Below are 12,777 nucleotides of genomic sequence, written 5' to 3' on the forward strand. Positions count from 1 at the left end.
CGGTCGGGGTATGTCCGTGCTCGCCATCTCGATGTCATCGCCGGTTGCGTCGGTAGCCCTGGACAGGGGCTGGGGTGCTGCGCGCGGACATACCCCGACCGCCCCCTCCCGTCTCGTACCTGACTGATCACCGGAGGGCTGATCCGGTTCAACGACCGCTCCCCCGTCCGTGTCCCGGTTCCGCGGGCGTTGCCTCCCGGCTGCGCGGGCCCGAACCATCTGCCCCCGTAGGACGTCTCCTAGCTTCGTAAGCCACTCGCCACTCGCCGCCCGCCACTCACCGCCCGCCACTCACCAGTTGGCGTCCACCGGAGGTTCTTGTGCGTCTGCGTCTGTCGCGTCCGCATCCGCGTCCGCGTCCGCGTCTGCCTCGTACTCGGCGGGGGCAGCGGCTGGCGTTGCAGGGGGTCATGGTGGTGTGTGTGGTGGCGCTGCTGCCGGCGACGTGGCTGTTCACGTCGACCGGGGACCGGCTGCGGTCGACCGCCGACGTGCCGCGTACGGATGTGGCGATGGTGTTCGGGGCGGGCCTGTGGCAGGGCGAGCCTTCTCCCTATCTGGCTCACCGCCTGGACGCGGCGGCGGAGCTGTACCGGGCGGGCCGGGTCCGCGCCGTCCTCGTCACCGGGGACAACAGCCGCACCGACTACGACGAGCCCGACGCGATGAGGACGTACCTGACCAGGCACGGGGTCCCGGACGGGGCCGTGGTCAGCGACTACGCCGGGTTCGACACCTGGGACTCGTGCGTACGCGCCAAGAAGATCTTCGGGGTGGACCGGGCGGTGCTGCTCAGCCAGGCCTTCCACGTCCGGCGGGCGGTGGCGCTCTGCGAGGCGGCGGGCGTGTCGGCGTACGGGGTCGGGGTGGATGAGCGGCACGACCTGATTTGGTACGCGGGCGGGGCCCGGGAGGTGCTGGCGGCGGGCAAGGCGGCGCTGGACGTCATGATCCGCCCCGATCCCCACTTCCTGGGCGCGAAGGAGGACGGCATCCGCCGGGCGCTGAGCGAGCCGCGCTGACCTCACACCCGCCCGCCGCCCACTGCGAGATGTGCGTACCACCTGCGTAACCACGCCCGCCAGCGCCGCGTAACAAGACCGGCGCACCCTGGGGCCATGCACACGCAGACCAGCCCACCGCCCCCGGCCTCCACCCCCACGCACTGCCCGTACTGCGCGCTGCAGTGCGGCATGACGCTCACGCCGGACGCGTCGGGCGCGGGCGTGGCGGTCGCGGGCCGGGCGGACTTCCCGGTGAACCGCGGAGCGCTGTGCGGAAAGGGCCAGAGCGCGGCAGAGGTCCTCTCCCCCGGGGCCCGCCTGACGACCCCCTTGATCCGCTCGGCCGACGGCCACCTGGAACCGGCCACCTGGGACGAGGCACTGGACGCGATCGCCGGGGGCCTGGCCCGCACCCGTACGGCACACGGCCCGGACGCGTGCGCGGTCTTCGGCGGCGGCGGACTCACCAACGAGAAGGCGTACGCGCTCGGCAAGTTCGCCCGTACGGTCCTCGGCACCTCGCAGATCGACTACAACGGCCGCTTCTGCATGTCGTCGGCGGCAGCCGCTGGCCAGAAGGCGTTCGGCCTGGACCGGGGTCTGCCGTTCCCGCTGGAGGACATCCCGCGCACGGGCTGCGTCATCCTGGTCGGTTCGAACCTGGCCGAGACGATGCCGCCGGCGCTGCGCTACCTCACGGAGCTGAAGGACAACGGCGGCAAGCTGATCGTCATCGACCCCCGCCGCACCCGCACCGCCGACCAGGCGGACCTGCATCTGGCCCCGCGCCCGGGCACCGACCTGGCGCTGGCGCTCGGGATGCTGCACCTGGTGGTGGCGGAGGGCAAGGTCGACGAGGAGTACGTGCGCGAGCGCACCCAGGGCTGGGAGGCGGCGCGGTCCGCGGCGATGGCGCACTGGCCGGAGTACGTGGAACGGGTGACGGGCGTTCCGCTCCCGGACCTGCGCGAGGCCGTACGCCTCTTCACGGCACCCGACCACGCGATGGTGCTGACGGCCCGAGGTCCCGAACAGCAGTCCAAGGGCACGGACACGGTGGGGGCCTGGATCAACCTGGCCCTGGCCACGGGCCGCCCCGGCCGCCCGCTGTCCGGCTACGGCTGCCTGACCGGCCAGGGCAACGGGCAGGGCGGTCGTGAACACGGCCAGAAGGCCGACCAGTTGCCGGGCTACCGCAAACTGACGGACCCGGCGGCCCGAGCCCACGTCGCGGAGATCTGGGGCGTGGACCCGGACGACCTCCCCGCCCCCGGCCGTTCCGCGTACGAACTCCTGGACGCGCTCGGCGAAGACATCCACTCCTTGCTGGTCATGGCGTCGAACCCGGTGATCTCGGCCCCCCGCGCCGCGCACATAGAGGAGCGACTCCGCTCACTCGACTTCCTGGCAGTGGCGGACGTGGTCCTGTCCGAGACGGCCGAACTGGCCGATGTGGTCCTCCCGGTGACGCAATGGGCCGAGGAATCGGGAACGACAACGAACCTCGAGGGCCGCGTCCTCCTACGCCGGCAAGCCGTGGCCCCGCCCCCCGGGGTCCACTCGGACCTGGACGTACTCCGGGACCTGGCCGCCCGCCTGGCACCCGAACTGGAGAAGGGCTTCCCCACCGCCCCGGAAGAGGTCTTCGACGAACTCCGCCGCGCGTCGGCCGGCGGCCCTGCGGACTACGCGGGCATCTCCTACGCCCGCCTGGCACAGGGCGATGCTCTGCACTGGCCGTGCCCCGACCCCGAACACCCGGGCACGCCGCGCCTCTTCCTGGACGAATTCCACACGGAGGACGGCCGGGCCCGTTTCGTTCCCGTGTCGCATCGCCCGGCGGCGGAGGAGCCGGACGGGGAGTACCCCCTCCATCTGACGACGGGGCGGGTCGTGGCGCAGTACCAGTCGGGGGCGCAGACGCGCCGTGTGGCCGAGCTGAACAAGGCGGCGCCGGGGCCGTTCGTGGAGCTTCATCCGAGGCTGGCCGCGCGTCTGGGTATCGCGGAGGGTGACGCCGTGACGGTCACTTCCCGTCGTGGCGAGGCGCAGGCTCCGGCCCGGCTCACCCCTACGATTCGGCCCGACACGGTGTTCATGCCCTTTCATTGGCCCGGGCTGGGGCGTGTCAATACCCTGACGAATCCGGCGCTGGATCCCACGTCTCGTATGCCGGAGTTCAAGGTTTGTGCGGTGCGGGTGGCTCGCGCGGGCGGTTGACGATGCCGATGTACCCGGCGCCGGTGTCGAGCCCCGGGGCTCCGCCCCAGCCCCCGCTCCTCAATCGCCGGAGGGGCTTGGATGGGGCAGCCGGAGGGGCTTGATTGGGGCGGCCAGCCGCAGGGGCTGGGTCGGCGACAGCCGGAAGGGCTTGGAAGAACGACGTCGGCGGACAGGTAGGGGACAACGGGAGGGGGTGGGCGGGGTATGTCCGCGCGCAGCACCCCTGCCCCTGGCCACGGCTACCGACGCAACCGGCGACGACATCGAGATGGCGAGCACGGACATACCCCGACCGCCCCCGCCCCCACCCACACACCGGCCACAACGAACCCGCCAGCCGCCGACCAAACCGCAACCAGCCACCCTCCATTCACGCGCTCCACCTTCACACCCTCGGCACCCCCACACCCTGGACGCGCCTTGTCATGACCCCCTAAAAATGATCAATGAGACCCACCCGGACCACCATCGCGGCCGCAGCCTGCCTCCTGGCCACGGCCTTGACACCCACGGCCACAGCGAGCGCCTCCCCCACACCCCCACCCACCCGCACAAACACCCTGGCAGCCGCAGCCACCGCCCTCACCACCAACGCCGCCGCCCTGGACCTGACCCCGGCCCAGACCCCCTCCGTCCGCGACGTGATCGTGGACGAGGACGGCACCCAGCACGTCCGTTACGACCGGACGTTCCGCCACCTCCCCGTCCTGGGCGGCGACTTCGTCGTACACCTGACCCGGTCAGGCACCTACAAGGGCGCCGACCGAGCAACCCAGGGCACCCTCGAAGTCCCCAGCACGACCCCCAGGGTCAAGGCCCCGAAGGCCGCGGACCTCGCCGCACAAGCACTGCGCACGGCCAACCCCGGCACGACGCTGAGCAGGCTGCTCTCCAAGCCGCTCCTGGTGGTGGACGCCCTGCACGGCGCACCGACCCTGGCCTGGCGCACGGACACCACGGCGAAGGACTCGCTCGGCAACCCGGTGTCCCGCGTGGTGCTCACGGACGCGCTGACGGGCAAACAGATGGACGCGTGGGACGGCATAGAGACGGCGTCCGGTGACGGCAGGTCGCTCTACTCCGGCACGGTCCCGCTGGAGACGACGCGGTCGGGCACCTCGTACCAGCTGAAGGACGCGACGCGCGGCGGCACGTACACGGGCGACGCGCAGAACAAGACGGATCTCTGCATCCTCGGCATCTGCCTGAGCCGCGCCCCGGCGACGCTCTACTCGGACGCGGACAACCGCTGGGGTTCGGGCGCGAACGCCGACCGGGCGAGCGCGGCGGTGGACGCGCAGTACGGCACGGACCAGACGTGGGACTACTACAAGCAGGTCCACAACCGGAACGGCATAGCGGGCGACGGCAAGGGCTCGTACAACCGGGTCCACTACGGGAACAAGTACAACAACGCGTTCTGGGACGACAGTTGCTTCTGCATGACGTACGGGGACGGCGACGGGACGACGTTCGGCCCGTTGGTCGCGCTCGACGTGGCGGGCCACGAGATGACGCACGGGGTGACGTCGAAGACGGCGGCGCTGACCTACTCCGGTGAGTCGGGCGGCCTGAACGAGGCGACATCGGACATTTTCGGGACGCTCGTGGAGTTCCACGCGGACAACGCGTCCGACCCGGGCGACTGGCGGATCGGCGAGAAACTCGTCAAGCCGGGCTTCGGCAAGGCGGCGCTGCGTTTCATGGACCGCCCGAGCAAGGACGGGAGCTCGCCGGACTGCTGGAGTTCAAGTGTCGGGAACCTGGATGTGCACTACTCCTCCGGCATAGCCAACCACTTCGCGTACCTGCTGGCGGAGGGCACGGGGACGAAGGTGTTCGGCGGGGTGGAGCACACGGGCACGACGTGCGACGGTACGACCCTGGCGGGCATCGGCAAGGAGAAGCTCGGCAAGATCTGGTACCGGGCGCTGACGGTGTACATGACGTCGTCGACGAAGTACGCGGGGGCGCGCACGGCGACGCTCAGTGCGGCGAAGGATCTGTACGGGGCGGGCAGCGCGGAGTACGCGGCGGTGACGGCGACATGGTCGGCGGTGTCGGTGAACTGACGCCGTGTCCGTTCACCCGACCGCGCGGCAGGCGCGGCGGCCCGCCGGGCAAACCGCGACACGCAGGCTGACCAGCGCAAACAAACCTGCCACCACATCACAATCGGCGCATACACCACTCTCCTGACGAAACATCAACAGGCGCACCGGGACGATAGGTACTTATCTCGTGTTTGCAGGGCGCACCCGCCGCCCGCGAAGGAGCAAGCACGATGCGCACAGGCCTGTGTCTGACCGCCGCCGCGTTCGCCCTGACTGTCGCCGGCGTCACGGCGGCACCCGTCGCCGCGGCGCAGGGCGGCCTGGAGGTGTACCCCGCGACGGCGGTGCCGGGCGGCACGGTCACGGTGAGCACGACGGCCTGCGGCGCGCGGGGGTCGGCCGCGGTGGAGGCGGGAACGCTGGGGCCGGGCCCCTTCACCCTGGCCCCGGTCCCCTCCGCGCCGGGCCCCGCCCCGGATCCCGCGCAGGCCGCAGGACGATTCGCGGTGCCGGCGTCGGCGCAGCCGGGAACGTACGAGATCGTCGCCCGCTGCTCCGACGGCACGGAGGTGACGGGCGACCTGATCGTGTCGCTCGCGGGGACGGGGGCAGGGGCGGGCGCGCCGGGCCCGCAGATGCCGAGGGAGCGGCCGAGGGAGCCGATGAAGGCGGGGACCGCCGGCCCGCTCGGCCCGGACCCCGTACCGACGGCGGCGGGCGTGGCGGCGCTGGCCGTGGCGGCGGCGGGAGGCACCTGGCTTCTGCATCGCAGGGCGAGGGGCGACGGGCTCTGAGGCCAGGCCGGCAGGCCAGGCCGGCAGGCCGGACCACCAGATCGGGCCAGACCACGCCGGACCGGACCACGCCGGACCAGGCCGGATCGGATCAGGCCACCCACTGCTCGTAGGCCATCTTCACCACGAGCGCGCACACCACCGTCAGCAGAACGATCCGTACGAATCCGGCGCCGCGCTTCAGGGCGGTACGGGCACCCACCATCCCGCCCGCGAGGTTGAAGACGGCCATGAGGGCGGCGAGCTGCCAGTAGACGGTGCCTTTGTAGGCGAACATCGCGAGCGCGCCGGCGTTGGTGCAGCAGTTGACGATCTTGGCGGTGGCGGAGGCCGTGACGAGGTCGAGGTGGAGGATGGCGGTCAGCGCGAGGACCAGGAACGTGCCCGTGCCGGGTCCGATGAGACCGTCGTAGAAGCCGATGCCGAGGCCCGCGAGGCCGATCGCGGCGAGGACCCGGCGGGGCGAGACGGGGGTCGCGCTCGGGGCGGTGCCGAAGGCCGGCCGGAAGATCACGAAGGCGCCGACGGCGACGAGGACCACCATCACGATCGGCTTGAGGAGGTCCGTGCTCATGCCCGCGGCGAGCAGCGCCCCGCCGGTCGAGCCCACGAGGGCGGCCGTGCCGATGCGGACGGCGAGGCGTACGTCCACGGGGGCCTTGCGGGCGTAGGTGACGGCGGCGCCGGTGGTGCCGACGATGGCGACGGCCTTGTTGGTGCCGAGCGCGTACGGGCCGGCCGCGGCGGAGTTCGGCAGGCCGAGCAGCAGCGCGGGCAGGAGCAGGAGGCCGCCGCCGCCCACCACCGCGTCGATCCAGCCGGCCGCGAGGGCGGCGAGGCAGAGCACGACGACGGTGGTCAGGGATATGTCAGGCATGGTCCGACCCTATGGACGGGATAGGTGTGCCGTCCACGAATACCCGGAGACTTGAGGGTTCCCTGAGCTCGGGGAGACACGGGACGTCTTGTCGTTTTAGGCCCGGTGGGGGCTGAGCGCGCCGTTCCCCGCGCCCCTGGAGCATGCGGCTCCGCCGCAGCCCCATGAGGGCGCGCGCCCGTGCGATGGCGCGCGCAGTGCGCATCTCAGGGGCGCGGGGAACGGCGCGACCAGCCCCCACCGGCCCGCTGCCAAAACGCGAGCCCATGACAACCCCGGCCCCCTCACACCCGCCCACCCCCTCCGCTGAGCCCACCGTTCCCCCCGGGAAACCGACGGGACGCCACCGGGAAACACCCGCCCCGCACGCTACGAAGCATGAATCGCGTCGTCGTCATCGGAACCGGCCTGGCCGGCACCCTCCTCGCCCGCCGTCTGGGCGAGCGTGCGGTGCTGATCGGGGAGGAGCCGCACGCCCCGTACAACCGGGTGCTGCTCGCCGAGGTCCTGGCGGGCGCTTACGGCCCCGACGTCATCGAGCTGCCGGCGACTCCCGGGCCCCGCCTCCACACCCGTGCGGTCCGCGTGGACCGTGCCCGGCGGGTGGTGCAGTGCGAGAGCGGTGACGAGGTCGCGTACGACACGCTGGTCCTGGCCACCGGCGCGAACCCGGTGCTGCCGCCGCTGCGGGGCCTGTTCAAGGAGGGGGCGACCGAACTGCCGGGCGGAGTGCACGCGTTCCGCACGATGGACGACTGTCTGGCGCTGTCGCAGGCGGTGACGCAGGGGACTCGCGCGGTCGTGGTCGGCGGCGGTCTGCTAGGTGTCTCGGCGGCCCGCGCGCTGGCCCGGCGCGGCGCGCAGGTGGTGCTCGTGCAGCAGGCCGAGCGGGTCATGGAGCGCCAACTGGATCCGGCGTCATCGGAGTTGGTGCGCAAGCACCTCACGTCGCTCGGGGTCGAGATCCACACGGAGTGCAGGGTGCGGGCTGTCGGCGTGGTCGACGGCCACGTACGCCGCGTGGAACTGCACGACGGTTACGTGCTCGGCACCGATGTCACCGTCCTGGCCTGCGGCGCCCGACCCCGGACGGGGCTCGCGAGCGCCGCCGGGCTCGAGGTGCGCCGGGGCATCGTCGTCGACGACGAACTGCGCACGAGCGACCCGCACATCTACGCCGTGGGCGACTGCGCGCAGCATGACGGCACGGTCTACGGGCTCGCCACACCGGCGCTGGAACAGGCCGACGCGCTGGCGGGTCTGCTCACCGGCGGTACGAAGAAGTACACCGGGACCCGCACGCTCACCCGGCTGACCCTCCCCCATTCCGCGGACCCGCTGGACCTGGCCGCGTTCGGCGAGACCGAGCCGCTGCCCGGGGACGACGTCGTCCAGCTCGCGGACGCGACGCGCGGCACGTACCGCAGGGTCGTGGTGCGCGGCGACCGGCTGGTCGGCGGGGTCCTGGTCGGCGCGCTGGGCGGGGTCGGCGCGCTCGCGCACGCCTGGGAATCGAACGAATCGCTGCCCGCCGACGACGGCGCGCCGCTGCTCCACCTGCTCACCAACGACGGAGGCCTCTGACATGGCGACCTCAAAGCCCACGCCCGCCCTCTCGAAGCGCACCCTCGTCCTCGTCGGTCACGGCATGGTCGGCCAGCGCTTCCTCGAAGCGGCGGCCGAGCGCGGCCTCACCGAAACGCACCGCGTGGTCGTCCTGTGCGAGGAGCCGCGGCCCGCCTACGACCGGGTCCACCTCACCTCGTACTTCTCGGGCACGACGCCCGAGGAACTGTCGATGACGGACCCGGAGTTCATCGAGCAGCACGGCATCGAGCTGCACCTGGGCGACCCGGCTGTGGAGATCGACCGCGCCACGCGCACCGTGCGCGCCCGCTCCGGTCTCACCGTGACCTATGACGCGCTGGTGCTGGCCACGGGCTCGTACCCGTTCGTGCCGCCGGTTCCGGGCAAGGACACGACGGGCTGCTTCGTGTACCGCACGATCGAGGACCTGTACGCGATCGAGGAGTACGCGAAGAAGCACGCGACGGTCGGCGCCGTGGTCGGCGGCGGCCTCCTCGGCCTCGAAGCGGCGGGGGCGCTCCAGGGCCTCGGCCTGACGACGCACATCGTGGAGTTCGCGCCGCGCCTGATGCCGGTCCAGGTGGACGAGGGCGGCGGCGCGGCCCTGCTCCGCACGATCACCGACATGGGCCTGTCCGTCCACACCGGCGTGGGCACGCAGGAGATCGTGGCGGACCCGGAGCGCGGATCCGTCGTCAGCGGCATGAAGCTGTCGGATGGCTCGGAGCTGGCGACCGACCTCGTCGTCTTCTCGGCGGGTGTCAGGCCGCGCGACCAACTCGCCCGCGAGATGGGCCTGACGGTGGGCGAGCGCGGCGGCATAGCCGTGGACGAGCAGTGCCGCACCAGCGACCCGGATGTGTTCGCGATCGGCGAGTGCGCGCTGGCGGCGGACGGCCGGGTGTACGGCCTGGTGGCGCCGGGCTACGAGATGGCGGTGACGGCCGCGACGGCCATCGCCGAGCAGGAGACCACCGGATTCACCGGCGCCGATCTTTCCACCAAGCTGAAGCTGCTCGGCGTGGACGTCGCGTCCTTCGGTGACGCGCACGGGGCGAGCGAGGGCTGCCTCGACGTCGTCTACTCCGACTCGCGTTCGGGCACGTACAAGAAGCTGGTCATCGGCGCCGAGGGCGAGCTGCTCGGCGGCATCCTCGTCGGTGACGCGGAGGCGTACGGGACGCTGCGCGCGCTGACCGGGACCGTGCCGCCGCTCGCCCCGGAGCAGCTGGTGCTGCCGGCGGGCGCGGGCGCCCCGGCGCAGCTCGGCCCGGAGGCGCTGCCCGCCGACGCCGTCATCTGCTCCTGCCACAACGTCACCAAGGGCGAGATCTGCGAGCACACCTCGCTGCCGGAGGTGAAGAAGTGCACCAAGGCCGGTACAGGGTGCGGGAGTTGCGTCAAGCTCATCGGGCAGCTGCTGCCGAAGTCGGGTGACGACGGGCTGTGCGGCTGCTTCAAGCACACGCGCCAGGAGCTGTACGAGATCGTGCGCGTCAAGCGGATCACGACGTACGCGCGGCTGCTGGACGAGCACGGGCGTGAGGAGGCGCGCGGCGGGGAGGGCTGCGAGGTCTGCAAGCCGACGGTCGGTTCGATCATCGCCTCGCTGGCCCCGACGATCGGCGCGGACGGCTACGTCCTGGAGGGCGAGCAGTCGGCGCTCCAGGACACGAACGACCACTTCCTCGCCAACCTTCAGAAGAACGGCTCGTACTCGGTCGTGCCGCGCATCCCGGGCGGCGAGATCACCCCGGACAAGCTCATCGTCATCGGCGAGGTGGCGCGCGACTTCAACCTCTATACGAAGATCACGGGTGGTCAGCGCATCGACCTGTTCGGCGCGCGCGTCGACCAACTGCCGATGATCTGGGCTCGGTTGGTGGACGCGGGGTTCGAGTCGGGGCACGCGTACGGCAAGTCGCTGCGCACCGTGAAGTCCTGCGTCGGGCAGACCTGGTGCCGGTACGGCGTGCAGGACTCGGTGCGCATGGCGATCGATCTGGAGCTGCGCTACCGCGGCCTGCGGGCACCGCACAAGCTGAAGTCGGCGGTCTCCGGGTGCGCCCGGGAGTGCGCCGAGGCCCAGTCGAAGGACTTCGGGGTCATCGCCACGGCCAACGGCTGGAACCTGTACGTGGGCGGCAACGGCGGCATGACGCCCCGTCACGCCGATCTGCTGGCGCAGGACTTGAGCGACGCCGAACTGATCCGGCTGATCGACCGGTTCCTGATGTTCTACATCCGCACCGGCGACCGTCTGGAGCGGACCGCCGCCTGGCTGGACCGGATCGACGGCGGCCTCGACCACGTACGGGATGTCGTCGTGCACGATTCGCTCGGTCTCTGCGACGAGCTGGAGGCGCTGATGGCCGCGCACGTCGCGCACTACCGCGACGAGTGGTCCGAGACCATCGAGGACCCGGAGCGCCTGGCCCGCTTCGTCTCCTTCGTCAACGCCCCCGACACCCCGGACCCGACGGTCCGCTTCGTCCCGGAGCGCGACCAGATCAAGCCCGAACTGCCGCTGATCCCCCTGGAAGGACTGGCTGTCCGATGACGATGACGACGATCGCCCCCGAGAAGACGACGCTTTCGGTTCAACTCGGCCTCGACGGATCCTGGTTCACCGTCTGTGGACTGGACCGTCTGACGCCGGGCCGCGGGGTCGCGGCCCTGCTCCCCGACGGCCGACAGGCGGCGCTCTTCCTCGACCGCGCGGGCCGCCTGTACGCGGTGGACAACACGGATCCGTTCACCGGCGCGGCGGTGCTGTCGCGCGGACTGCTCGGCTCGGCGTCGGGGCGCCCGTTCGTGGCGTCGCCCCTGCTGAAGCAGCGCTTCGACCTGGAGACGGGGCGCTGCCTGGACGACGAGACGACCACGGTCGAGGCCTACGCGGTACGCACCGCGTAGCGGCGCACGGAGGCGCGCAGGGGCCGACCCTGCGCGCCTCTGCCATGTCGCTACGCCCCCGGGTCCGCCCTGGGTCCGCCCCAGTCATCCCCGCAGGCCGCGGAACGTGACGCCGGTCAGCTGTTCCGACGCCGCCCACAGCCGCTCCCCCGCGACATCGTTGAGCGTCCACGACGCGCGCCACGACCGGGTGGGCGCCCCGCGCCACATCAGCACGCGTGGCCCGTAGAAGCCGTCGGGGCGCACGTCGGGGGCGGTCGCCGCGTAGAGCGTCGGCAGGGCCCCGGCCTCGGCGGACTGCGCGAAGACGCGGTTGCCCACTTCGACGAAGCGCTCGGCGCCCTTGCGCCCCTCCATCCGGACACCGCGGGTCTGCAACGACGTGGAGGCGTAGCCGGGGTGCGCGGCGGCGGCGACGAGGCCCGCGCCGGTGGCGGCGACGCGCCGCGCCAGTTCGTGCACGAACAGCAGATTGGCGGTCTTCGACCGGCCGTAGGCCACCCAGCGCCGGTAGTGCCGCTCGCTGTTGAGGTCGGCGATGTCGATGTTGGACAGGACGTGCAGCCCGCTGGAGACGGACACGACGCGGGCGGCGGGCGCGTCGAGCAGGTTCGGCAGCAGCAGGCCGGTCAGCGCGAAGTGGCCGAGGTGGTTGACGCCGAACTGCGTCTCGAACCCGTCGGCCGTGTGCCCGAACGGCAGCGCCATGACCCCGGCGTTGTTGACGAGCAGGTCGAGGCGCCGGTCCTGCCAAGCGGCCGCGAACTCCCTCACGGTGTCCAGGCTTCCGAGGTCCAGAGCCGCGAACTCGGCCGCGGCGCCGGGTACTTCGGCGCGGAGCCGGTCCAGCGCGTCGGTGCCGCGCCGCGCACTGCGGCAGGCGAGCACGGTGTGGGCGCCGGCGCGGGCCAGCTCGCGCGCGGTGACGTAGCCGATGCCGCTGTTGGCGCCGGTGACCACGGCCGTGCGGCCGCGGAGATCGGGGATGTTGCCGGCGTTCCAGCCGCTCATGGTGGGGCTCCCTGGAGGTGGTCGTTCGTTCCGGGTGGCTTGCCGAACAGCGGATCCGACACCGGCTCCCTGACCCGACAGTGAACTCGGCTGCCTACCCGACAGGGTTCCGCTCAACCGCGCCGCACCGCATCGCACGCGTACCGCGGGCGCGCCGCCCCGCACCGCACGCGTACCGCGGGCACGCCGCCCCGCACAGGGCGCGTACGGAAAGGGCGGCACCCCCCGCACAGGGGTGCCGCCCTCCGTCTCGCACCGGAGCCGCCGCCGATCGGTGAGGGTCGGGGACCGACGGCGGCTCCGGAGGCCGG

General features: G+C 72.1%; 9 protein-coding genes. 7 read left to right on the plus strand and 2 right to left on the minus strand.

Going from position 1 to position 12,777, the window contains the following annotated elements; genetic code table 11:
* Positions 1 to 410: 410 nt before the first annotated feature.
* The 4 genes from ABD366_RS33435 to ABD366_RS33450 all read left to right on the plus strand — a co-directional run bounded on the left by ABD366_RS33435 (position 411) and on the right by ABD366_RS33450 (position 6,075).
* Positions 411 to 1,022 (plus strand): SanA/YdcF family protein, encoded by a 612-nt coding sequence (locus ABD366_RS33435; RefSeq protein WP_324770609.1) that lies wholly within the window; start codon positions 411 to 413, stop codon positions 1,020 to 1,022.
* A 96-nt stretch (positions 1,023 to 1,118) separates the two neighbouring features.
* The gene (locus ABD366_RS33440) at positions 1,119 to 3,224 is read left to right on the plus strand and encodes a molybdopterin oxidoreductase family protein (RefSeq protein WP_324770611.1); all 2,106 of its coding nucleotides are present in this window, start codon (positions 1,119 to 1,121) and stop codon (positions 3,222 to 3,224) included.
* 449 nt (positions 3,225 to 3,673) lie between these two features.
* Complete coding sequence (locus ABD366_RS33445; RefSeq protein WP_324772226.1) at positions 3,674 to 5,299, plus strand: M4 family metallopeptidase; 1,626 nt, start codon at positions 3,674 to 3,676, stop codon at positions 5,297 to 5,299.
* Between the two features lie 212 nt (positions 5,300 to 5,511).
* Positions 5,512 to 6,075: a hypothetical protein gene (locus ABD366_RS33450; RefSeq protein WP_324772227.1), complete on the plus strand. Its 564-nt coding sequence runs from the start codon at positions 5,512 to 5,514 to the stop codon at positions 6,073 to 6,075.
* Between the two features lie 91 nt (positions 6,076 to 6,166).
* Here ABD366_RS33450 and ABD366_RS33455 read toward each other — a convergent pair whose 3' ends face one another.
* Complete coding sequence (locus ABD366_RS33455; RefSeq protein WP_324772228.1) at positions 6,167 to 6,952, minus strand: sulfite exporter TauE/SafE family protein; 786 nt, start codon at positions 6,950 to 6,952, stop codon at positions 6,167 to 6,169.
* Between the two features lie 378 nt (positions 6,953 to 7,330).
* Here ABD366_RS33455 and ABD366_RS33460 point away from each other — a divergent pair, with 378 nt between their 5' ends.
* Genes ABD366_RS33460 through nirD form a run of 3 tightly spaced genes read left to right on the plus strand, consistent with a single transcriptional unit; the run spans position 7,331 to position 11,455 of the window.
* Positions 7,331 to 8,536, plus strand: coding sequence for an NAD(P)/FAD-dependent oxidoreductase (locus ABD366_RS33460; RefSeq protein WP_324772229.1), 1,206 nt, complete (start codon positions 7,331 to 7,333; stop codon positions 8,534 to 8,536).
* A gap of 1 nt (position 8,537) precedes the next feature.
* Positions 8,538 to 11,099: a nitrite reductase large subunit NirB gene (gene nirB / locus ABD366_RS33465; protein ID WP_324772230.1), complete on the plus strand. Its 2,562-nt coding sequence runs from the start codon at positions 8,538 to 8,540 to the stop codon at positions 11,097 to 11,099.
* Positions 11,096 to 11,455, plus strand: coding sequence for a nitrite reductase small subunit NirD (gene nirD, locus ABD366_RS33470; RefSeq protein ID WP_324772231.1), 360 nt, complete (start codon positions 11,096 to 11,098; stop codon positions 11,453 to 11,455). Before nirB ends, nirD begins: the two co-directional genes overlap by 4 nt.
* An 84-nt stretch (positions 11,456 to 11,539) precedes the next feature.
* Here nirD and ABD366_RS33475 read toward each other — a convergent pair whose 3' ends face one another.
* Entirely contained in the window at positions 11,540 to 12,466 is a 927-nt protein-coding gene (locus ABD366_RS33475) for an oxidoreductase (RefSeq protein ID WP_324772232.1), read from the minus strand.
* Positions 12,467 to 12,777 lie beyond the last annotated feature (311 nt).

The sequence above is a fragment of the Streptomyces kunmingensis genome (assembly GCF_039533535.1).
Lineage (GTDB): Bacteria > Actinomycetota > Actinomycetes > Streptomycetales > Streptomycetaceae > Streptomyces > Streptomyces kunmingensis.

What these genes read in the sequence shown, in the direction of transcription:
- ABD366_RS33455 (WP_324772228.1), bottom strand. Translation starts at nt 6,952, where the DNA reads ATGCCTGACATATCCCTGACCACCGTCGTCGTGCTCTGCCTCGCCGCC.
- ABD366_RS33450 (WP_324772227.1), top strand. Translation starts at nt 5,512, where the DNA reads ATGCGCACAGGCCTGTGTCTGACCGCCGCCGCGTTCGCCCTGACTGTC.
- nirD (WP_324772231.1), top strand. Translation starts at nt 11,096, where the DNA reads ATGACGATGACGACGATCGCCCCCGAGAAGACGACGCTTTCGGTTCAA.
- ABD366_RS33435 (WP_324770609.1), top strand. Translation starts at nt 411, where the DNA reads ATGGTGGTGTGTGTGGTGGCGCTGCTGCCGGCGACGTGGCTGTTCACG.
- ABD366_RS33475 (WP_324772232.1), bottom strand. Translation starts at nt 12,466, where the DNA reads ATGAGCGGCTGGAACGCCGGCAACATCCCCGATCTCCGCGGCCGCACG.
- nirB (WP_324772230.1), top strand. Translation starts at nt 8,538, where the DNA reads ATGGCGACCTCAAAGCCCACGCCCGCCCTCTCGAAGCGCACCCTCGTC.
- ABD366_RS33460 (WP_324772229.1), top strand. Translation starts at nt 7,331, where the DNA reads ATGAATCGCGTCGTCGTCATCGGAACCGGCCTGGCCGGCACCCTCCTC.
- ABD366_RS33445 (WP_324772226.1), top strand. Translation starts at nt 3,674, where the DNA reads ATGAGACCCACCCGGACCACCATCGCGGCCGCAGCCTGCCTCCTGGCC.
- ABD366_RS33440 (WP_324770611.1), top strand. Translation starts at nt 1,119, where the DNA reads ATGCACACGCAGACCAGCCCACCGCCCCCGGCCTCCACCCCCACGCAC.